General features: G+C 39.0%; 23 protein-coding genes and 1 pseudogene. 10 read left to right on the top strand and 14 right to left on the bottom strand.

Going from position 1 to position 20,405, the window contains the following annotated elements; genetic code table 11:
* Positions 1–32 precede the first annotated feature (32 nt).
* The 4 genes from hypD to NSTC731_RS08180 all read right to left on the bottom strand — a co-directional run bounded on the left by hypD (position 33) and on the right by NSTC731_RS08180 (position 5,238).
* Positions 33–1,214, bottom strand: coding sequence for a hydrogenase formation protein HypD (gene hypD, locus NSTC731_RS08195; RefSeq protein WP_445630374.1), 1,182 nt, complete (start codon positions 1,212–1,214; stop codon positions 33–35).
* A gap of 128 nt (positions 1,215–1,342) precedes the next feature.
* Entirely contained in the window at positions 1,343–1,603 is a 261-nt protein-coding gene (locus tag NSTC731_RS08190) for a HypC/HybG/HupF family hydrogenase formation chaperone (protein ID WP_445630373.1), read from the bottom strand.
* A gap of 82 nt (positions 1,604–1,685) precedes the next feature.
* The gene (gene hypF, locus NSTC731_RS08185; RefSeq protein ID WP_445630372.1) at positions 1,686–4,034 is read right to left on the bottom strand and encodes a carbamoyltransferase HypF; all 2,349 of its coding nucleotides are present in this window, start codon (positions 4,032–4,034) and stop codon (positions 1,686–1,688) included.
* Entirely contained in the window at positions 4,024–5,238 is a 1,215-nt protein-coding gene (locus NSTC731_RS08180) for a hypothetical protein (RefSeq protein ID WP_445630371.1), read from the bottom strand. The genes hypF and NSTC731_RS08180 overlap by 11 nt, the downstream gene beginning before the upstream one ends.
* Positions 5,239–5,446: 208 nt before the next feature.
* Between NSTC731_RS08180 and NSTC731_RS08175 the strand changes: the two genes are divergently transcribed.
* Positions 5,447–5,617 carry a hypothetical protein gene (locus tag NSTC731_RS08175; protein WP_445630370.1) on the top strand — a complete coding sequence of 57 codons (171 nt, stop codon included), beginning with the start codon at positions 5,447–5,449 and terminating at the stop codon, positions 5,615–5,617.
* A gap of 211 nt (positions 5,618–5,828) precedes the next feature.
* On the opposite strand, the gene NSTC731_RS08170 is transcribed toward NSTC731_RS08175, so the two are convergent.
* The 4 genes from NSTC731_RS08170 to NSTC731_RS08155 form a co-directional block, all read right to left on the bottom strand.
* Positions 5,829–6,674, bottom strand: a complete 846-nt coding sequence (locus NSTC731_RS08170; RefSeq protein WP_445630369.1) for a NifU family protein — start codon at positions 6,672–6,674, stop codon at positions 5,829–5,831.
* A 70-nt stretch (positions 6,675–6,744) separates the two neighbouring features.
* Positions 6,745–6,969 (bottom strand): hypothetical protein, encoded by a 225-nt coding sequence (locus NSTC731_RS08165; protein WP_445630368.1) that lies wholly within the window; start codon positions 6,967–6,969, stop codon positions 6,745–6,747.
* 8 nt (positions 6,970–6,977) lie between these two features.
* Positions 6,978–7,244, bottom strand: coding sequence for a hypothetical protein (locus tag NSTC731_RS08160; protein ID WP_445630367.1), 267 nt, complete (start codon positions 7,242–7,244; stop codon positions 6,978–6,980).
* 206 nt (positions 7,245–7,450) lie between these two features.
* Positions 7,451–8,419: a hypothetical protein gene (locus tag NSTC731_RS08155; RefSeq protein WP_445632044.1), complete on the bottom strand. Its 969-nt coding sequence runs from the start codon at positions 8,417–8,419 to the stop codon at positions 7,451–7,453.
* A 470-nt stretch (positions 8,420–8,889) separates the two neighbouring features.
* On the opposite strand from NSTC731_RS08155, the gene NSTC731_RS08150 reads away from it, so the two are divergent.
* From NSTC731_RS08150 to NSTC731_RS08135, 4 genes are all read left to right on the top strand, one after another.
* Complete coding sequence (locus NSTC731_RS08150; protein ID WP_445630366.1) at positions 8,890–9,729, top strand: Rpn family recombination-promoting nuclease/putative transposase; 840 nt, start codon at positions 8,890–8,892, stop codon at positions 9,727–9,729.
* A 93-nt stretch (positions 9,730–9,822) separates the two neighbouring features.
* Positions 9,823–10,020, top strand: coding sequence for a hypothetical protein (locus tag NSTC731_RS08145; RefSeq protein ID WP_445630365.1), 198 nt, complete (start codon positions 9,823–9,825; stop codon positions 10,018–10,020).
* A gap of 440 nt (positions 10,021–10,460) precedes the next feature.
* Positions 10,461–11,423, top strand: coding sequence for a hydrogenase small subunit (locus NSTC731_RS08140; protein WP_322713021.1), 963 nt, complete (start codon positions 10,461–10,463; stop codon positions 11,421–11,423).
* A 233-nt stretch (positions 11,424–11,656) separates the two neighbouring features.
* On the top strand, positions 11,657–13,252 hold the full coding sequence (locus NSTC731_RS08135) for a nickel-dependent hydrogenase large subunit (protein ID WP_445630364.1): 1,596 nt from the start codon (positions 11,657–11,659) through the stop codon (positions 13,250–13,252).
* 507 nt (positions 13,253–13,759) lie between these two features.
* Here the strand turns inward: NSTC731_RS08135 and NSTC731_RS08130 are convergent.
* Positions 13,760–14,143, bottom strand: a complete 384-nt coding sequence (locus tag NSTC731_RS08130) for a hypothetical protein (RefSeq protein WP_445630363.1) — start codon at positions 14,141–14,143, stop codon at positions 13,760–13,762.
* A 185-nt stretch (positions 14,144–14,328) separates the two neighbouring features.
* Positions 14,329–14,511 carry a type II toxin-antitoxin system HicB family antitoxin gene (locus NSTC731_RS08125; RefSeq protein ID WP_445630362.1) on the bottom strand — a complete coding sequence of 61 codons (183 nt, stop codon included), beginning with the start codon at positions 14,509–14,511 and terminating at the stop codon, positions 14,329–14,331.
* Positions 14,512–14,743: 232 nt separating this feature from the next.
* Here NSTC731_RS08125 and NSTC731_RS08120 point away from each other — a divergent pair, with 232 nt between their 5' ends.
* The 5 genes and pseudogenes from NSTC731_RS08120 to NSTC731_RS08100 all read left to right on the top strand — a co-directional run bounded on the left by NSTC731_RS08120 (position 14,744) and on the right by NSTC731_RS08100 (position 16,759).
* Positions 14,744–15,166, top strand: a complete 423-nt coding sequence (locus tag NSTC731_RS08120) for a hypothetical protein (protein WP_445630361.1) — start codon at positions 14,744–14,746, stop codon at positions 15,164–15,166.
* A 139-nt stretch (positions 15,167–15,305) separates the two neighbouring features.
* Positions 15,306–15,530 carry a DUF433 domain-containing protein gene (locus NSTC731_RS08115; protein WP_445630360.1) on the top strand — a complete coding sequence of 75 codons (225 nt, stop codon included), beginning with the start codon at positions 15,306–15,308 and terminating at the stop codon, positions 15,528–15,530.
* Between the two features lie 2 nt (positions 15,531–15,532).
* Positions 15,533–15,892, top strand: coding sequence for a DUF5615 family PIN-like protein (locus NSTC731_RS08110; RefSeq protein ID WP_445630359.1), 360 nt, complete (start codon positions 15,533–15,535; stop codon positions 15,890–15,892).
* 9 nt (positions 15,893–15,901) lie between these two features.
* Positions 15,902–16,261 (top strand): annotated as a pseudogene (locus NSTC731_RS08105) (XisI protein).
* A gap of 18 nt (positions 16,262–16,279) precedes the next feature.
* A complete protein-coding gene (locus NSTC731_RS08100) occupies positions 16,280–16,759 on the top strand; it encodes a hydrogenase maturation protease (protein WP_445630358.1) in 480 nt (159 codons plus the stop codon).
* 22 nt (positions 16,760–16,781) lie between these two features.
* Here the strand turns inward: NSTC731_RS08100 and NSTC731_RS08095 are convergent, their stop codons facing one another.
* From NSTC731_RS08095 to lysS, 4 genes are all read right to left on the bottom strand, one after another.
* Entirely contained in the window at positions 16,782–17,156 is a 375-nt protein-coding gene (locus tag NSTC731_RS08095) for a hypothetical protein (protein ID WP_445630357.1), read from the bottom strand.
* 18 nt (positions 17,157–17,174) lie between these two features.
* A complete protein-coding gene (locus tag NSTC731_RS08090; RefSeq protein WP_445630356.1) occupies positions 17,175–18,461 on the bottom strand; it encodes a nitroreductase family protein in 1,287 nt (428 codons plus the stop codon).
* Positions 18,424–18,912: an ankyrin repeat domain-containing protein gene (locus NSTC731_RS08085; protein WP_445630355.1), complete on the bottom strand. Its 489-nt coding sequence runs from the start codon at positions 18,910–18,912 to the stop codon at positions 18,424–18,426. Before NSTC731_RS08085 ends, NSTC731_RS08090 begins: the two co-directional genes overlap by 38 nt.
* Before the next feature lie 327 nt (positions 18,913–19,239).
* Complete coding sequence (lysS, locus tag NSTC731_RS08080) at positions 19,240–20,379, bottom strand: homocitrate synthase (RefSeq protein ID WP_445630354.1); 1,140 nt, start codon at positions 20,377–20,379, stop codon at positions 19,240–19,242.
* Between the last annotated feature and the right edge of the window lie 26 nt (positions 20,380–20,405).

The following is a 20,405-nucleotide window of genomic DNA, read 5'->3' as shown; positions in this document are numbered from 1 at the left end:
ACGCAGAGGGAAGCGCAGAGGTACGCTGAGTATTATAAGTCTGAGGAGAAGCCGCAGGCGGGGAGAGGTTCTTGAGTTATTTTTGGTTTTTGGGCGATTGTTCTTTTGGCTATTGTGGAGTGTCGCCCATATTTGTAATAGGCTGCACAAGCACCTTCGGAAGATACCATGCAAGTACCGATTGGTGTTTCTGGCGTGCAAGCTGTACCGAATACTTTGCACTCCCAAGGTTTTAAGACTCCTTTGAGGATTTCTCCACATTTACAAGCTTTATGGTCGGCTACTTTAAGATTAGGAATGGTAAATTTAAGTTCGGCATCAAATTGGGCATATTCAGGTTTGATTTGTAATCCTGAATAGGGTATGTCACCTAAGCCGCGCCAATCAAAACTATCTCGCACGGCGAAAACTTTATTTATGGCTTGCAGGGCTACTGTGTTCCCAGTTTGTTCTACAATTCGGTTATATTGGTTTTCGACTTCACAACGATTTTCTACTATCTGTTGCAATAGCATCCAAATTGATTGGAGAATATCTAAGGGTTCAAATCCTGAGACGACTATCGGCTTATTATATTGTTGGGAAATAAATTGGTATGGGTCACTGCCAATTACCATGCTGACATGGCCAGGGCCAACAAATCCATCTAGTTGTAAGTCAGGATTATCTAATAGCGCTTTGAGGGCGGGAATCACGAGGACGTGATTGGAAAACATACTAAAGTTAGGAATTTCTTCGGCGGCGGCTTGCAGAATGGTGAAGGCGGTGCTGGGGGCTGTGGTTTCAAAGCCTAATGCGAAGAAGACTACTTCTTTGTCGGGGTTGTCTCTGGCAATTTGTAGGCTATCTAGGGGAGAGTACACCATACGGATGTCTGCACCTTGTGCCCTGGCTTGCAGTAAAGTGGTTTTGGAACCGGGAACTCGCATGGCGTCGCCAAAGGTGGCAAAAATGACGTTATGATTTTGAGAGATTGCGATCGCATCATCTAATCTCCCTTTTGGCATAACGCATACTGGACAACCAGGCCCATGAATTAGTTCAATGGCTTGGGGTAAAATTTCTTCGATACCATATTTAAAAATGGAATGGGTATGTCCGCCGCATACTTCCATGATTTTGATGGGTTTTTTTAGTCGATGGCATAATTTAGCGATTTCGCGGTATAACGCTTTAGCTTTTTCCGGTTCGCGGAATTCGTCAACATATTTCATAGGAGTAAGGAATAGTGAGTTTTATCTATCTGTTAATTTCGCTTTTTTGGTAGGAAGTTTTTTAACGAACCGCGTTTGTACAGAGTCTTTTAGAGAAGCCTCATCCAAATTTAAACCTCCTACCTTCTTCACGCACTAATCCCTGTTTGTGCTGCTGCTAATTCTTGGAAAAGTTGTAATGTTTCTGCCGCTTCTTGTTCGTTAATTCGATTCATCGCAAAGCCAACATGTACTAGCACCCAATCACCAATACAAGCTTCGGGAGGATGTTGTTCATCTACGATACAAGCAATATTTACTTCGCGCTTAACACCACCAATGTTAACTAGGGCTAATTTATGGTTAACGTTGGTAATTTCTATAATTTGTCCGGGGATTCCTAAGCACATTTTTTTGTTTTTTAAGAGAAATTAACCATAGACACGCAGAGAATACAAAGAGAATTATTTGTGAGAGAAATTTTTTCAAATATCAACACTCATGTATTAATTGTGCGGCTGCAATAACTGCTTGTCCTAAAGATAAGCCGCCGTCATTAGCTGGAACTAAGCTGTGAGTAAGTACATTTATTCCCAATGTTTGTAATCTTTTGGTAACTTGCTTTAACAATATACAATTTTGAAATACTCCTCCTGTTAAAGCTACCTGATTAATCAGATTCTCTTGACTAAGATGCTTAACCATTTCCACAATTGCATTGGCTAAACCTTGGTGAAATTTGGCAGCTATAACTGCTTGGGGAATCTGCTGCTGTAAGTCATTTAGCAAGGCTTGCCACATTGGACGCGGGTCTATACAGTAAATACTATCTAAAAAGCCAAAATTAAAAGGGTAGATTAGCGTTTCTTTATCATTATTTAAGCTGCTAACATCTACTATAGCTTCCATTGCGATCGCAGCTTGTCCTTCATAGCTACATTCATCTCTATAAATACCGATAGCTGCTGCCACTGCATCGAACAATCGCCCCACGGAAGACGCTGGAGGAGAGTTAATTCTTTTCTCTATAAGTTGATTTAGTAGTTTGAGTGGCTTATTTATCAGGAATTTTACGATTTCTAAGTCAGAATACTTTTGTTCGCAATCATCCCAAAGATTAGCAGCTACTAATTGGGCATAAGTATTACGCCAAGGCTGATAAATAGCTTGTTCGCCACCAATCATTGCTACTGGTTTAAATGTTGCGAGTCGTTGAAATTTTCGGTAATCTGCTAAAAGAAATTCTCCACCCCAAAGTGTGCCATCGTCACCGTAGCCTAAACCATCTAAAGCAATACCTAATATTGGAGGTGAATCTAAAGGAATCCCATTTTCTACCATGCAAGCGGCAATGTGCGCGTGATGATGTTGAACTGGGTAAATTTTAATTTTATTTGTATCTGCAAGCGATTTACCAAATTTGCTTGAAAGATATTCAGGGTGTTTATCAATAGCAATTATTTCTGGTTGATGCTCAAATAAATTTAAGTATAAATTTAAATTTTCTTGGTAAGCGTTGAAAGCCGCAGCATTTTCTAAATCTCCTAGATGTTGAGAGAGAATTGCTTCTTCTTCACGCAATAAGCAAAAGGTATTTTTTAACTCACTCCCCATTGCTAAAATTGGCAGAATTTTGTGAAATCCTGGTGGTAAACTAATTGATGCTGGTGCATATCCTCTGGCACGGCGAATTGTTTGAACTTTATCACCAATAACACGCACAACCGAATCATCTACCCGATTAATAATTTCTCGATTGTGAAAGAGAAAATAATCAGCAATTTTCCCTAATTTTTCCTTTGCTTTGTCATTATCAAGACATTGTGGTTCATCAGCAAGATTGCCACTTGTTAAAACAATTGGGCGATTCATCCGCCGCAGAATTAAATGATGCAACGGTGTATAAGGTAGCATGAAACCAAGGGTATTTTGCCCTGATGCTACTGACGATGCTAATTGTTTTTTATCCGAAACTTGTAATAAAACAATTGGTGCAGCAGAACTTGTTAATAATTCTTTTTCTTTAGTGTTGACAATACAATATTGTTCAATTATCTCAATATCCCGCGCCATTAAAGCAAAGGGTTTATGATAGCGCTTTTTTCGCTGACGCAATTTTTGTACAACGGTTTCCTGTGTTGCATCGCAAGCTAGATGAATACCACCTAACCCCTTAATTCCCAGAATCTCGCCTTTTTGCAACAAGGTACAAACAGCATCGACATCATCCAACATCGAAAACATGGAAGCAGTAACCGATTTACCATCAGCGCGTTCTAACCAAGCTGCGGGGCCGCAAACATGACACGCTACAGGTTGGGCGTGAAAACGGCGATTTTCGACATCGTGGTATTCCTTTCCACATTCTGAACACATAGCAAACGCAGACATACTGGTATTGCATCTGTCATAAGGAATGGCACGAATAATACTCAGGCGGGGGCCGCAATGAGTGCAATTAGTAAAGGGGTAGCGATAAAAGCGACTAAAAGGGTCGAATATTTCTTGTTGACATTGCGGACAAGTGGCGGCATCAGGGGTAATTTCTGTTTTAATGGCATTATTGACACTACTAGAAATTACAAAATCATCAAATTTAAATTCACCTTCATAAGGAGTTCTAATTAATTGATTAATTCTTGCCAACGGTGGACATTCTATTCGCAATTTGGCTACAAATTTGGTTATTGCTTCCTCACTACCAGATACCCGAATTAATACACCTTCACCATCATTACAAACATCTCCATGCAAACCACAGGTTTTAGCCAGACGATATACAGTAGGGCGAAATCCTACTCCTTGAACAGTACCACGAACTCTAATTTCTTCAGTCGGCATAGTTAAACTGCCACAGCAAAATTCGGTTATTTCCAGAATCAGCTATCACTGCTGTATTACCGCAAATTTTTATCCCGTAACACCAATTTAAGCTATCTCGTTTAGGTAGTCCGAAATTACGATTTTCACCTTTACTTTGAAAATTTATTTGTCCTGCTAACCCATCTGCCACTACACCTTGCAGTGATAAAATTGATTCTGGCTTTCTCCATCCTAACAAACGAGAATTAGCTGTATCTGCAACTACTAACCAATCTCCAGCCACCCCCACACCATAAGGCATACTCAAACTACTAGCGCTAGGATAATAAACTCCTTGATTCATTTCCACAAAATCAAAGCTTTTTTGTCCTAAAACCACTGCACAAGGGGCATTATTTTCTGTTGGGATTCCCTGCCAAATCATCACTCGGTGATTACCTGCATCGCTGACAACCAAATTTTCTCCCCAAAGGGTGATATCGTGACACCAACGCATACTCGCTGCGGTTGGAGAAGCACCGCCGTTTTCATTGCGAGATACCATATCTGGTTGTCCCAAAACTAAATCAGCAGGTTGACCATTTTCTGTTGGTAATTGATGCCAAATTAATATCCTTCGATTACCAGTATCGGCAATAAATAGCTGCCCTTGATGATAGAAAACACCATAAGGCCAGTGCATTGTACTGGCAGATGCTTGTTGACTTCCCCGATTTGGTTCATTATCAATAAAATTAGCTTGTCCTAAGACTAAATCTGCTGAAACATTGTTATCTTCTGGTAAATTTTTCCAAATTAAAACTCGATGATTCCAAGCATCTGCGACAGCTAACCCTTCGGCGCAAGCACAAATCCCTGTTGGTACATTTAAGGTTGTGCTTCCCGGTATATTTTTAGCATTTTGTCCTTCATGATAAAAGTCAGGTTGTCCAATTACCCAATCAGCAGGTTGACTATCTATTGTGGGTAATTTTTTCCATCCTAATAATCGATGATGTCCTGTATCTGATACCCATAAAGGGCCATTTGATAATAAACAAGCACCACGAGGCCCAAACATCGTTGTGGGGCTAGGTGCTATAGGTATCACTAATTTTTGTGGTTCAATAATGTTACCTAAAATTACCTCTGCACCTTGAGATGATAGAGGTAGATATTGAGAAATTTCTGTTGCTTCTAGCGGTAGTTGTGATATGGGATTAATTATAATTGGGATATCCATGAACCGCAGATAGACGCTGATAATTATTTAAAAACATTAATGCTGATTAGCGTGTAACAACAGTAACAATTTTACATGATGTTTTTATTTCAAATAAAGTTAAAACTTTTAAACAACTTTTGTCTTAATCAATTTTAAAAACCTATTGCTAACCTAAAGTTGCTTTTGCTACATAGCGATATTTATAATGAATGCGTGATGTACTGAAATGAGAAAGCAATTAAGCATTTTGAGAAAGCATTTAGGCTTTTTGCTTGCTGAATCTACCGAAATGCTTGCTAAATTTACTGAAATGAGAAAGCAATCAGGCGTTTTGAGAAAGCATTTAGGCATTTTGCTTGCTAAATTTACTGAAATGAGAAGCAATCAAGCCTTTTGAGAAAGCATTTAGGCATTTTGCTTTCTCAAAACACTAAAATGAATCATTGAATTGCTCAAATGAGAAACGATTCCGGTCTATTGAGAAAACATTTAGGCATTTTGCTTCCAACAAACACTAAAATGAATGCGCGAACTACTGAGATGAAAAGCAAATTAGCCGTTATTTTCTAATCGTCAAGTATATTTGCTGAGATGTTACTTTTACACGATCATTTTTGCAGTTTCACAAAAACCTTATCATCTTTAATTTTTACTGGATACGACTGAAGTGAAATATCAGGTGCAGTCAAACATTCACCTGTCTCCAACTTATATTGAAATCCGTGGGAAGGACAGGTAATAATACCATTTTCAACCTTACCCTTATCTAGTGTAGAACCTAAATGAGTGCAAGCATTACGGTAACATTTTACTGTAATACCTTGACGGTGTAAAATTAGAGAATTACCAGCAAGTTGTACTGGCAATACACTAAATTCAGGAATTTGCTCAATAGTCGCTACTTTGATCCAAGTAGAAGTTATTTTTGAAGAGAATGGACTAATTAAACCAAAACTTGCATTGTTAACAACAGGGTTATTATTGACCGCAACCACTCTGGTAATTTCGGGACAATGGTTTTTGATTGCTTGTTCTACTCCCTGAGATAAAGTTAAAGTAGAAGCCGGACAACTGCTGCAAGTTCCGATTAATCTGACTTCTACTGTATCTGGGGGCTTAATTGCTACTAGTTCTACATCCCCATTATGGCTTTTTAAACTTGGGCGAACTTCTTCAAGGGCTGTTTTAATTCGCTGTGCTAATGGTGGTTTTGGTGGTTTTACAAGTTCGTGATAAAGCAGCACTGCGTACACTACTTCATCAGTCACAGCATGACGCAAACCTGACATTGATTCTTGCTTGAGGCTTTTAATTAAACTAGTCAATGCTGCCTTATGCAAAGCTTCAATTGCCCTTTTTAGTCCAACTGCTACACACCGTTGGCTTTCATCCCACTCGGATATAATTGCCTCAAAGCGGTTAATTTCTCGAACTAATTCTTCAAGGTTTGTCATTAGTCATTAAGCATGGGGCATGGGGCATGGGGCATGGGGCATTGGTTATTCATAAATGACCAATGACAAATTACTTCATTTTGAAATCTTTGAGGAGAAATGGCATAATCAAGCCCGTCACGAGGCTAGATAATGTTATTGGTAAGTAGAAGGGAATGTCGATTTGTGCAAACAACACTAGCAGTAACGAACCTACAGCAGTAGCAATAGCAGTTCGTTGAACAAAATATATTGGATCGCGCAGTAATTTCCCTTTGAAAAATAACTTGGCAGAAAACCACCCAATTTCTAACATGTTTACTCCTAATAATTAGTCAATAAATTTAGGATTACAAACCCTAAGAGAATAGCAGGAATGACGCCAGCCGGAGCAAATAATGCACCAAGCATTGCTGAAAACTGATAGCCGATATCTTTTCCAGCTAACAGCATTCCACCAATAGCACCACCAACCATAGACAAGGCTGCTGCTATAATTAACCACACGAATTCTGTTGCTAGATTCAAATCACCATCTGCTAAACTTGTGAGGAAATTTATCAGATTTGGGTAAGTAACAATATCTCTCATGCTGGTTTTTTACTCATTGTTAAAGTCAAGAGTTCAATCTAGCGAGTTTGGTTTTTATACAATATATTTTGACCTCTCTCCAAACCTCTCTCCTAAAAGGAGAGAGGCTTTGAATCTTACTCCTCTTCCCTTGTAGGGAAGGGGCTGGGAATTAGGTCTGTATTGAACTAAACTGGAAAGCGTTATAGAACTATAATTCATCACTCCTAAGCTTTCATTTCGGCTTCTACATCTTGTAACGCTTGAACTACTACTTCTGCTTGTGCAATTTGTTGGTGTTCCGTAAATATTTCTAAAGCCTGTTGATAGTAGATACGCGCTTGCAAAAGATTTTGAGGATTACCAAGCTCTGGTTTTTCTGAGTCGTCTGGTAAGTTGAATAAAGCGTTGGCTTTGTTTGAAATTGTGTTAGCATACTCTAGAGGTGTATCTTGGAGATTACGCACTTTTAGCGCCTCATCATAAGCTGCGATCGCCCGCAAGTTATTCTCCACAGGATGGGAACTCACTAAATATTGCAATGCGTTACCCAAATTATTTTGTAACATCGCATATTCTCTAGGATGATCGATTAGATTAATATGCTTTAGTGCCACCTCAAATGATTGCACAGCTAAACCTTGACGCAAGTATTCCCGTTCTGATGCTAGGGGCATAGAAAGGTAAGCGATCGCAATATTGTTATACAAAATGGCGTATTCTTGGGGGTAATCTTCCCAAGTAAACACCCGCAAAGCCTCATGATAAGCTTGGATGCTGTCAGTTATCCGCGCCAAATTAAATGGTACTAGCGACTGCAACACCAAACCAAAATTCATCTGCGTTTCTGCCACTTCTTCTGGAGAAGCTAATTGTTGTAAAATCGGTAATGCCTCTTCATAACCGACTTTCGCTTGCATCAACAGTTGGTAATCAGCATCCGGTATTGCCTGTAATGTCCCCGCCATGCCCACTTTGGCCCTGGCTTTTAATAGGGGATACTCCTCACCACACATCTCATAGGCCCGGTAATATAACCCAACTGCATTTCGCAAGTCTTGGGCAGCTTTGGGCTTTTTTTGAAAACCCTGTGCGATTTCAATCAGCATTTGGATTTTTTCCTCTGCTGAGGCTGACTCTGAAGCAACAGCTGCTACCGCAGCCTTCACCGCCGAATCTGTAATGCTGGGGGTCATAACTCTGCCGTACTCTAGCCAATTGGGAATTGAGTCTGTTAACACCCATGAATAATCGAAACGCGCGATCGCATTTCATCACGGGCCATACTGATTTACGCAGGCTTCGAGTCCTTTAGGCGGAATTCCCCTTTTGTATCTGAGGCTAGGGCTAATAATGAAGGATTAGGAAAAGATTTGATTCCATGTCCAATATCCAATACCCCATGCCCAATCAATTTTTTTACTATAAAACACCCTATTTCTAAAATTCTAGGGGGAAATTGCTAATATTAATGTCAGTTTTAAACACCTAATATTTTCAAAATACTTTTTGTATCATCACTTGACACAATCCGAATATTCTTTATTGAATTGTTGACATACTTATATGCACTATCTTACCAGCTAATTTTTGTATACTCTAAAAATTTGCCACGCGATCGCCGAAGTGTAAAATATATTTATCAACGACTGTAAAACCAGCTACCTTGAAAACAGACAGTATTTTCTATCGGCTCTTTCAAAGTATTCCCACTACTTTCTTTGAACTGATTAACCAACCGCCGCAACTAGCTAGTGTTTACCAATTTTCTTCAGTCGAAGTCAAACAACTAGCCTTTAGAATCGATGGCGTTTTCCTCCCAAATGCAGCAGAACTACCCATTTATTTTGCCGAAGTGCAATTTCAATCAGATAAAAAGTTTTATTCACGTTTATTTACCGAAATCTTTAATTATCTTGACAAAACCGAATTAACCAATAATTGGCGTGGTGTTGTTATCTACCCCAACCGCAGCGTTGATACTGGAGATACCGAGAGATATACAGAACTACTCAACTCACAACGAGTAACTCGCGTCTATCTTGACGAATTAAGCTCAATTGAAGCATCATCAATCGGCATAGAGACAGTTAAACTCATCATCGAACCCGAATCAACTGCGACAACAAGAGCTATCGAAATAGTCAACATTGTCCGACAGCAAATTCCAGATGTCACTACTATTAGGGAAATAATACAATTAATAGAGACGATATTAATCTACAAGTTGCCGCGATTGAGCCAGGAGGAAATTGGAAAAATGTTTGGATTAAATGAGTTAAAACAAACTAGATTTTACCAAGATGTTTTTGCAGAAGGTAAACAAGAAGGTATACAAGAAGGTAGGCAAGAAGGTAGACAAGAAGGTAGGCAAGAAGGTAAGTTAGAAGGTAAGTTAGAAGCCATACCTCAGTTATTAGGGTTGGGTTTAAGTATTGAGCAGATAGCTCAAGCGTTGGGTTTGGACGAACAAGTTATTAGGCAAGCTGCACAACCAAAATCCTAAAATAATAGAGTGCGCAAAGGATTAACTGTGCGTTTAATAGAGACGATATCAATCTATAAGTTGCCGCGATTGAGCCAGGAGGAGATTGGAAAAATGTTTGGATTAAATGAGTTAAAACAAACTAGATTTTACCAAGATGTTTTTGCAGAAGGTATACAAGAAGGCAAGCAAGAAGGTAAATTAGAAGCCATACCCCAGTTATTAGCGTTTGGTTTCAGTATTGAGCAGATAGCTCAAGCGTTGGGTTTGGACGAACAAGTTGTTAGGCAAGCTGCACAACCGAAATCCTAAAACAACTGATATATAGTTGATGGGGCGCAAAGTTTAGCGCCTCTATTTTTGGCTCATTTATTACGTGAAAATTTGATGAATTAAAATACTCATTACCTCACGCGCATTAACAGTTTACAGGAATTGTTAATCATTACAAAGTTTTGTCAGTAATAAATTAAGCAAATTGAGTTTGTTGAATGTAAACATTTAAAAATAAGAGGTAGTGTTTATTTTTACTATTTTGCATTTGTAAAATGTGTCACATATATAACAAACGTAGTTCTTGAAAGAATCTTGAGTAAATTTAATTTATGGTTAATGATTAATTCTTTTTTAATGAACGATAATTCAATAAAAAATATCTTAGTATTGAAAAATAAATATTGATAAACAGGTGAGACTTTGCAAGCATTATCACCTACATCATGCATGGGAAACAATAGAAAAACGCATAGCCGATGACTAACGTACTATGGCTACAGGGTGGTGCTTGTTCGGGTAACACCATGTCATTTCTCAACGCTGAAGAACCGACAGTTTGCGATTTAATTGCCGACTTTGGTATCAATATACTTTGGCATCCTTCCTTGGGGCTGGAACTAGGCAACGATTTGCAAACACTGCTACGAAATTGTATTTCTGGCACAATTCCTTTAGATATCTTGGTATTTGAAGGCAGCGTTGTTAATGCCCCCAACGGTACTGGTGAATGGAATCGGTTTGCCGATCGCGCCATGAAAGATTGGTTAGCAGACCTCGCCAAAGTTGCGAAATTTATCGTCGCGGTGGGAGATTGTGCCACATGGGGGGGAATTCCCGCTATGTCACCCAACCCCAGCGAATCAGAAGGTTTGCAATTTCTCAAACGTCAAGAAGGCGGCTTTTTAGGGAAAGATTTTCTCTCACAAGCCGGATTACCTGTAATTAATATACCTGGATGTCCCGCCCATCCCGACTGGATAACGCAGATATTAGTAGCGATCGCTACTGGACGCATAGCAGATATCGCCCTGGATGAACTAAATCGTCCCCAAACCTTTTTCAACACTTATACCCAAACAGGTTGTACCCGCAACGTTCATTTTGCCTACAAAGCATCAACCGCCGAATTTGGTCAGCGTAAAGGCTGCCTATTTTATGACTTGGGTTGTCGCGGGCCCATGACCCATTCCTCTTGCAACCGCATCTTATGGAACCGCGTCTCCTCCAAAACTCGCGCTGGAATGCCTTGTTTAGGTTGCACCGAACCAGAATTTCCCTTCTTTGACCTCAAACCAGGAACCGTATTTAAAACCCAAACAGTGATGGGAGTTCCCAAAGAATTACCGCCAGGGGTGAACAAAAAAGAATACGCCTTACTGACAATGGTTGCAAAAGATGCAGCACCACCTTGGGCAGAAGAAGACTTTTTTACAGTTTAGTCATTAGTCATTAGTCCTTTGTGATTTGACTAATGACTATAACCTTTCACACTTCTCTATACCTCTCAACGAGAAATCAAGGGTTTCGACTATTTTGCAGTGAGGCGAGTGAATAATTACCAATCACAAATAACAAAGGACAAAGGACAAATGACAAATACTTCGACTTCCTTCGGCTCCGCTCAGGACAAGTCGCTCAGTACAAGTGACCAATGACAAAGGATAAATAACAAATGGGAATTCAATCATTAGATATATCGCCCGTTGGTAGAGTTGAAGGCGATTTAGATGTCCGAGTCGATATTGAACATGGACGGGTAGTCAACGCCTGGACACACGCCGAACTTTTCCGAGGATTTGAAGTTATCCTCCGCGGTAAAGACCCCCAAGCTGGATTAATTGTTACACCTCGCATTTGCGGAATTTGTGGCGGTTCTCACTTAACTTGTGCATCTTGGGCATTAGATACAGCTTGGGAAACAGAAGTTCCCCGCAATGCAATTTTGGCGAGAAATCTCGGACAAATTGTCGAGACAATTCAAAGCATTCCCCGCTACTTTTATGGTTTGTTTGCCATTGATTTAACCAATAAAAAATACCGCCATAGTCGCTATTATGAGGAAGCTACCAGACGTTTTGCTGCTTTTACAGGCAAATCTTATGAATTAGGCATCACAATTTCTGCTAAACCCGTAGAAATTTATGCACTATTGGGCGGACAATGGCCTCACAGCAGTTATATGGTTCCTGGTGGTGTGATGTGCGCCCCTACTCTTACAGATATTACCCGTGCTTGGGCGCTTCTCGAATATTTCCGCACCAATTGGTTAGAACCAGTGTGGTTAGGTTGTTCTTTAGAACGCTACGAACAAATCCAAACTTATGATGATTTCAGAGATTGGTTAGATGAAAACCGCAATCATCGAGATTCCGACTTAGGTTTTTATTGGCGGATGGGTTTAGATATCGGTTTAGATAGATATGGCGCTGGTGTTGGGAAATATGTGACTTGGGGATATTTAGCCCATGAAGATAAATACCAAAAGCCGACTATCGAAGGACGAAATGCGGCGATGATTATGAAAAGTGGAGTGTACGACAGCTTCGCAGACACTCACGTTTTAATGGATCAGTCATTTACCCGCGAGAATACAACTCGCTCTTGGTACGATGAAGGGACAGCAGATATTCACCCTAGCGATCGCAATACTAAACCCACTGCCAATAATACAAAGGACTTCGATAACGCCTACTCTTGGGCAAGTGCCGTCCTCCACAAAGACTTCGGACGTTTGGAAGCTGGCCCTTTAGCGCGTCAGTTAGTAGCTGGTGGTAAACATGGCGAATCTTGGCAACACTACGACGGCTTTATCCTCGATGTCTTCAAGCAGATGAAGGGCCCTAGTATTCATGTACGTCAGCTAGCACGACTTCACGAAATTGTCAAGTTATATCGGCAAGCCGAACACTGTTTGCGCGAATTCAAATTAAACGACCCTTGGTATATCAAACCCAAAGAAAAAGATGGCAAGGGTTGGGGTGCAACGGAAGCAGCGCGGGGTTCTTTGTGTCACTGGGTAGAAGTAGAAGGCGGTAAAATTAAAAATTACCAAGTGATTGCCCCAGGTACTTGGAATATTGGCCCTCGTGATGGTGAAGGAATCCGCGGCCCCATTGAAGAAGCTTTAATTGGCACACCCATTTACGATTCTAGCGATCCGGTGGAAGTTGGTCATGTGGCGCGATCGTTTGATTCATGTTTGGTGTGTACAGTTCACGCCCATGATGCGAAGACTGGTGAAGAGTTAGCGCGTTTTCGGACTGCTTAATTTAATTATCAGGTGCGTTAGTCGTAAGGCAACGCACCGAAGTTTTTGTATTTTAGAGTTTCTCAAGCAGCTATTTTGAATCTGCTTGCTCAATTCATACAACATAAGACATAAACTGCGATCGCCTTTGGTATTCGAGTTTATACTAGATATTGCCAATTCTTTCTCGCAACTTGCTAGAAAATACTAATAATATATTTGCAATTTTGCTAGACACACTTTTGTATGGCTGAAATTATTGAGATACCTGTTTAACTGACTCATTTTAAACTTCCTGAAGCTGTCCAAGAGCGTCTGCAATTTCTTCTGGATCGTCAAGATGCAGGGGAAAAGCTTACCCAAGCAGAACGAGGAGAAGCAGAAGGGCTAGTTGAGTTGGCAGAATTTTTATCTCTATTGCACTTACGCTCTCAACGTGTGATGCAGCAGGGATAAATGGTAACGATTTCAGCCGCTTTACGTAGATTGGTTATCCAAAGAGCAACTGAACGTTGTGAATATTGCAGTTTATCTACGCCGCTTTTCTTGTTTATAAAAATCAATCTTTGCTTTTATCTGGTTATCAATTTGCGACTGTTTCTCCAATTCAATGCACTGACGTACATCCTCATAACGACTTTTGTCACCAGCTAGAATAAAGGTATTAATATGGACTGTACTGCCTTCTGTTTGAAACCTATAACCGTTTTTAGCCAATAGTTCTATGATTGTCCAAGCTTTTTTTGCTTGGCGACGCGGCGGCTGAAAATATATACCAAAATTGTATAGTTCCTCTCTGCATTCAGGACATTTACGCTTTGTTATCAAACCTTCGGCTTTAGATTCGGATGTTGAAAGACCACGAAAACTCTTCCGACAATTAAAACAAGTCCAATGGGTGTACAAACTCACAAGGTATCTCTCACTTTGCTTCCAGTTATTCACCAGCACTAAAAACATATTAACCGATCGTCAATGCGGATTAGCTTAAGTTTTTTTGATACACACAGTTTGCGGACAGCAGGAAGTAGCTCAGTGAGTGTCATGTTTCGCGCTTCATTTATCCAACTAGGCTCACTTACAGCTTACTAGATTGGTCATCCAACTGAGCAGAAGCCCAGATCCTCGTCCTCTAGAAGCATTTCAATAACTTCATGCAAATTTTCCTGCAATTCATCCAAGGTTTCACCTTGAGAATGCGCTCCAGGAAAACCAGGAACATAGCCGACATAAAACTTAGTATCAGGATCTCTTTCAGCGATCGCAGTAAAAGTTTTCATATCACAATCATCAACAACGCTCACTTACAGCTTACTAGATCGGTCATTTACCTGAGTGATTGTCCAAAAGATAAATTTGGGCAAAATGAGGGAAAAATAACCTATGCCCAATGCCCTATTCCCAATGCCTCATATTCAAAACTCGTAGCGTAACACACTAAAACTTATAGAAATAGTGCGTTAGGCTTGCCTTAATTCACTTCAACAAAACAGAAATTTACAAGGTAAGCTTGTGTCTGATTTAGCGCTACATAATTATCTCCCTCGCGTTCCCGATGCAGCATTGCAAGAATACATAGAATGGTGTGTTTTAGAGCAAGCTCAAGCCGCAGAATGTAACTTTACTCCAGATAGAAGTAAGTTAGATAATTTGCCACCAGAAGAGTACGTTCCTAAACTTGTCGATCAGTTCATGAAAGTTAAACCAGACCCTATTAAAGCCGGTTTGGTAGCTGCGATCGCTGGCAAAGAAGCTGACAAACATAATTTATCCGGTTTAGCGATCGCTGCTGATTTTGTATCTCTTTATGTCAAGTATTTAATTCCTAAAGAAGGAAGTACTAAAGAACAGGCTGAAGAGATATTAACTCAAGCATCACAACATCAGTATGAGAAACTGACTGAAATTGCCAAGCAACATGGTGTAGCTTTATAGTTTCCTGCTGATAAATTATTTTTCAGAGGCTTTGTCTATCCCATCATTCAAAGCCTCGTATTTTGCAGATTATGGCAAAAACTCGAAATAATCAATTTTATTTTATAATTTAGGAAACATATTATTAGTTTATAATTATATGGACAGAATCGTAGTTAATTCTCAGATTCATTTCGGTAAACCTTGCATCGCAGGAACACGCATCACTGTACAAAGCATTCTTGAACTGCTCAATGACGGACTCTCATTTGAAGAAATTATCCAAGACTACTATCCAGACCTAAAAATTGAGGATATTCGTGCTTGCTTAGGATACGCGATCGCTCTAGTTGCAGCTGAAGACATTCGCCTAGTATCTATTTGAGCATGAGATTATTACTAGATCAAGATGTGTATGCGGTAACAGCAAGATTTCTAGTTGATACCGGACATGATGTAGTTCTTGTTGCTCAGATTGGTCTTTCGCAAGCAAGTGATGAAGAAATACTTAGAACAGCACAGGAACAGAACCGTATTCTCATCACGCGAGATAGAGATTATGGAAATCTTGTTTTTGTTCGAGCAATGGGATCTGGAGTCATCTATCTCCGAATCCTACCTACAACTGTGAATAAAGTTCATAACGAACTAATACGAGTTATAGAAACTTACTCGGAAGTCGAATTGGTAGGCGCATTTGTAGTTATAGAACCAGATGGACACAGGTTTAGAAAAGTATCTTTGTAAAAGTTTCAAATGGATAAACTAAGTAACTACAGAAATATTATTAAAAATATTCTCATAGAATATGACCGCATCTGCAATAGCTCGCCTGATGAGGACTTAGAAAGCCTTTTAGCACTCGATGATGAACGCGATCGATATCTATGGTTTCAGATTGGCTAGCAAAAAAATCGCCGAATTAAAGGTATTACTGTACATATTCGGATTAAAAATAACAAAATTTGGATTGAAGAAGATTGGACTGAAGAAGGTATTGCCACTGACTTATTAAACGCCGGCGTTCCTCAAAGTGATATTGTGTTAGCCTTTCATCCTCCGAGCGATGCCTACGGCGGTAAACTACGCGCTTTAACTAAATTTGCAACTAATTAAACAATTAAATCTCATCCCATGCTCACTATTATCGGTTGTGGCAATCTAAATCGCAGTGACGACGCTGTAGGCGTAATCATCGCCCAACGCTTACAAAAATATCTAGCTGAAAACCCCAATCCTAAAGTGCGTGTTTATGATTGTGGCACCGCAGGGATGGAAGTAATGTTTCAAGCTAGAGGTAGTAAACAATTAGTAATTATTGATGCAAGTTCAACTGGTTCTGAACCGGGTGCTGTGTTTAAAGTTCCAGGAAAAGAACTGGAAGCAATGCCCGAACCTAGTTATAACTTGCACGATTTTCGTTGGGATAATGCTTTAGCCGCCGGACGGAAAATCTTTCAAAATGACTTTCCCGAAGATGTGACAGTTTATTTAATTGAGGCTGCAAATCTTTCTTTGGGACTAGAGTTAAGCCCTGCTATCAAACATTCTGCTGATTTAGTTTTTGAAGAGGTAGCTGCACTCATCAGCCAAAATAATGAGCAGAAATTTTAAACTCCTAACTCCTAACTATTTTTTAAGCCCAATCCCGATAAACAGAAAGTTCATCTACTCTCATCTCAAAAGGTACACCTTGACTTTCTGGCGGACAAACACGAATTTTAGCACTGCTAACAATTCCATATAGCAATGTCCCCATTGGCACAATTTTTTGCAAAACCCGCCAATTAATAACTTGATCTGGACATTCAATTACTAATGTTAGAGCATTGGCGTGGGTTGTGACATACCAGCGACAATCAGACAGAAGATTTTGAATTGTGCGATCGCAAGCGTCATAAAAGTATCTACTAATAGAATCCTCTAGCTGCTGCCGCAGTATAATATCTGCCGATGTCGGTTGTATTGGATGTGAGTCATCATTATTAAAGTAATACATATTTCTAACCATCTCTGTTTCACTTCCTGCTTATATTCCAATCACCATTCCATAAAGTACATCTTTATTTGTTTCTAAGAATTCCTGGGTTTCATCATCATAATAAGCACCAATACCACTACACTGAATACCCAAATAATTACTAGTTAAATAAAGCCTATGTCCAAGAAAACCAGCTATTTGTATAGCAGTTTGATAGTTTAAATAATGTGACACAAAAAATAAAGTTACAGCGCCATCTCTAGCAATAGCTTGATTAATACATAAGTAACCTGTCTTTTCACTAAAGTTACCTGCTTTAACCAGATACGTACCTTTATATAACCCAGGTGTCATTCCTTCTACTCGATGCACCACTGAGTAAATTTCTATCTCCTCATAGTTTTCTGTCGGTATTGACTGCTGAAGTTGTTGCACTACATATAAATAATCTTCTTGAGAAATAGCCTCTTTCCGGAAACGTCTAATAGAACGTCTATTCCAAACAACTTGATAAAATTTATCCCGATCAAAGTCAAATTGAGGATACTCTAACTTCTGCTGGCGACTCTTTTGTAGAGCAGTTGCTTGATAAGCATCTTCAATCAATTGATTGGATTCAAAATAATCAGTACCGCAGACAAAAGGAACTTTCAGCCTTAAGCGTCTGATTTTCTTGTCTTGTACTTCTCCTGACACCGCACAAGCAGTGATAAACTCCTTATTCTCAAATCCTAAATCCGAATTGAGAGTAAGTTTATCAAAGTCAAAAACTAGTTGTATATCTCGGTTGTGGAGAAAAGCTGAAGCGGCAACTGCACCTAAATGGTGTCCGCTATCTAAGAAGCAATATCTTATGCTCCTGTTTTGATATTTCCAGCTAGACCTATAATAAACACAACTAATTAAAAAGATGAATCCGTTGATACATTTACCAGGTATAATATAATTCTCTAACCCATCATCAATTAATTCATAGATGAGAGTTAGACAATTATTCTCAACTTCTAGATGGTATATACCATTTACTATTCCCTCAATGCCGCGAACCTGTACATAAACTTCTGTAGGATACAGAGCGCCTGCTGATGGATTTACTCGCAGTTTTAATGGGCCATCTTTATATACTTTTTCTAGTGTTATCGCACTGGTTAATGAGATAAAAGAGTGAACAGGATTATTGAGATTTAATTTCACTCTCCGATAAAACTTGGGATAAACTTTAAATGAAGATGGCTGTGTTGAAGCATCTACATAATTTGGATCGAGTTGTACCGATAAGTAAGAATGCTTGGTAGCGTCATGATAAGCTTTGCCCGATATCTGACTTGATGGCATTTTTAATTATCCTCAAAACTTCTACGTTGCTAGCAAAATCTATTGCTTTATAATCATCTAAGTTTTTTAAATATAAATTAGGATGATGTTGTAAAAGTAACTTTACGACTTCTGTCTTTCCGGCTGATGCTGCGTACATTAAAACAGTTGCACCGTTATCATTTTGGTTATTAATATCAATGTTATGAGCTAACAGTAAATTAATTAAATTGTAGTGATTTCCAAAACAAGCAAACCACAAAGCATTGTTGCGATCGCTATTTCGAGCATTGATATCCGCACCGGCATCAATTAATTCTTTAACGACTGTATAAACTCCTTCTCTTGTCGCTTTCATCAAAGCTGTATCGCCATTTTCACCCGGCTGATTTAAATGGTTAAGATTATAGCCTTGTTCTATTAACCATTGGGTTGTTGCTTCACTCAATTTTTGACTGTTGGTTCGATTCATAACTACTCCTAAGTTAACTTTTTTACTAATATAAATTTGCTTGGCAAATAGAATGGTGAGCAATGCTCACCATTTTTGCAAAAATGTTATTTAAATTCTTTTAACTTACATATATGCTATCAATTTTATAAGTTTAAATTATGAATTATTTATAAATAACAGCAAATATTCTTTTTAAAAAAGCTGGAAAAAGAATGGAAAAGCAGTAATTTTTACAGTTTTATTTTAGAAGATAGATTAATAGCAGATATAAGTGGATTTAAATCTCCGACTTCTTCAAAAAGTCGGGGATCTGTACTTGAATAGTAAGTGCGTATATTTTTAAATTTACTGGCAATGATAAGAATATAAAATCTTGTCTACATCTTCGATAGTAAGATTTTGTTTGTCAGCTAAAGTTTTTAGCATATTGGTAATATCTTGAAGCTGGGATAAATTAAAGGAAAGTCCTAATTCATTAGCTCGGTGATTAACCGCCTGTTTTCCAGCCAATTTATGATTGATTAAAATTGAGCGCGTTACACCAAAACTTCGGGGATTAATAGCTTCATAAGTCTCAGAGTTATTAAGCATAGCCTTAGTATGAATGCCAGCTTTATGACTAAAAGCACTCTCACCAAAAACACAGTGGTTAAAAGGAATAGAAATTCCTACTTTTCTTGCAACTAATTCATGCAAGTAACTAAGTTCTTCCAAGCGATATTTCGACTTAATCTGCTCAGGATTTGTAGCATATAACCTCGCAATAAATCCAGCTAGTGAGGTAATACCATTGCGCTCACCAATTCCCAAAACACAAGTGTCAATATGAGTTGCTCCCGCTTCTAATGCTGTATAACTGTTAGCATTTGCACATTCTGTATCATTATGACCGTGAAACTCAATATCTAAATTGGTGAACTGGCGTAAAGTCTTCACTAATTCAAATACTTGCATTGGCGTAATAATTCCTACTGTATCAGCAATTCCTATGCGTTTGACAATTCCTAATTTTTCAATCTCGGAATAAACTGTGATTAAATCTTCTATGGAAGTACGTGACGAATCCTCAGCTGAAAACCGTAACTCAATATCGGGAGCTTGTTGATGAATAAAAGTTAAAACTTCAGATGCTAAATCAATAATTTGATTAATATTTTTACCATGACTGAACTGACGCATCAAAGAAGAACTACCAATAGTTAAATTAATTCCGGCTACGCCTGTTGCTAAAGCAACTTTAGCATCTTCTAAGTGACAGCGAATGTGAGTTAATATTTTGGATGGCAAGCCTAACCGAGCCAATCGTTCACAGTCTTGTCTAGACTGAGGTGAAGCAATTGGTGACGTTAACTCTATATATTCCACTCCAAATGCAGCAAGGGCCTCAGCAATTTCGACTTTATCATCTGAAGAAAAATTGGCTTTGACGAATTGTTCGCCCTCACGGAGAGTACTTTCTACAATTGCAAATTCAGATAGCGACATTGAGCAATCCCTATACTAATTCTGAC

Source organism: Nostoc sp. DSM 114167 (assembly GCF_052692655.1).
Note: the sequence above shows the minus strand (reverse complement) of the source record. Positions and strands in the feature narration are given on the sequence as shown.

Excerpts from the sequence above, each read along its gene's own strand:
- NSTC731_RS08095 (WP_445630357.1), bottom strand. The coding sequence starts at position 17,156 with ATGGTTAGAAATATGTATTACTTTAATAATGATGACTCACATCCAATA.
- NSTC731_RS08085 (WP_445630355.1), bottom strand. The coding sequence starts at position 18,912 with ATGAATCGAACCAACAGTCAAAAATTGAGTGAAGCAACAACCCAATGG.
- NSTC731_RS08190 (WP_445630373.1), bottom strand. The coding sequence starts at position 1,603 with ATGTGCTTAGGAATCCCCGGACAAATTATAGAAATTACCAACGTTAAC.
- NSTC731_RS08155 (WP_445632044.1), bottom strand. The coding sequence starts at position 8,419 with ATGACCCCCAGCATTACAGATTCGGCGGTGAAGGCTGCGGTAGCAGCT.
- NSTC731_RS08180 (WP_445630371.1), bottom strand. The coding sequence starts at position 5,238 with ATGGATATCCCAATTATAATTAATCCCATATCACAACTACCGCTAGAA.
- NSTC731_RS08100 (WP_445630358.1), top strand. The coding sequence starts at position 16,280 with ATGCTCACTATTATCGGTTGTGGCAATCTAAATCGCAGTGACGACGCT.
- hypF (WP_445630372.1), bottom strand. The coding sequence starts at position 4,034 with ATGCCGACTGAAGAAATTAGAGTTCGTGGTACTGTTCAAGGAGTAGGA.
- NSTC731_RS08090 (WP_445630356.1), bottom strand. The coding sequence starts at position 18,461 with ATGCCATCAAGTCAGATATCGGGCAAAGCTTATCATGACGCTACCAAG.
- hypD (WP_445630374.1), bottom strand. The coding sequence starts at position 1,214 with ATGAAATATGTTGACGAATTCCGCGAACCGGAAAAAGCTAAAGCGTTA.
- NSTC731_RS08135 (WP_445630364.1), top strand. The coding sequence starts at position 11,657 with ATGGGAATTCAATCATTAGATATATCGCCCGTTGGTAGAGTTGAAGGC.
- NSTC731_RS08160 (WP_445630367.1), bottom strand. The coding sequence starts at position 7,244 with ATGAGAGATATTGTTACTTACCCAAATCTGATAAATTTCCTCACAAGT.
- NSTC731_RS08140 (WP_322713021.1), top strand. The coding sequence starts at position 10,461 with ATGACTAACGTACTATGGCTACAGGGTGGTGCTTGTTCGGGTAACACC.
- NSTC731_RS08170 (WP_445630369.1), bottom strand. The coding sequence starts at position 6,674 with ATGACAAACCTTGAAGAATTAGTTCGAGAAATTAACCGCTTTGAGGCA.
- NSTC731_RS08110 (WP_445630359.1), top strand. The coding sequence starts at position 15,533 with ATGAGATTATTACTAGATCAAGATGTGTATGCGGTAACAGCAAGATTT.
- NSTC731_RS08165 (WP_445630368.1), bottom strand. The coding sequence starts at position 6,969 with ATGTTAGAAATTGGGTGGTTTTCTGCCAAGTTATTTTTCAAAGGGAAA.
- NSTC731_RS08115 (WP_445630360.1), top strand. The coding sequence starts at position 15,306 with ATGGACAGAATCGTAGTTAATTCTCAGATTCATTTCGGTAAACCTTGC.
- NSTC731_RS08125 (WP_445630362.1), bottom strand. The coding sequence starts at position 14,511 with ATGAAAACTTTTACTGCGATCGCTGAAAGAGATCCTGATACTAAGTTT.
- NSTC731_RS08175 (WP_445630370.1), top strand. The coding sequence starts at position 5,447 with ATGAGAAAGCAATTAAGCATTTTGAGAAAGCATTTAGGCTTTTTGCTT.
- lysS (WP_445630354.1), bottom strand. The coding sequence starts at position 20,379 with ATGTCGCTATCTGAATTTGCAATTGTAGAAAGTACTCTCCGTGAGGGC.
- NSTC731_RS08145 (WP_445630365.1), top strand. The coding sequence starts at position 9,823 with ATGTTTGGATTAAATGAGTTAAAACAAACTAGATTTTACCAAGATGTT.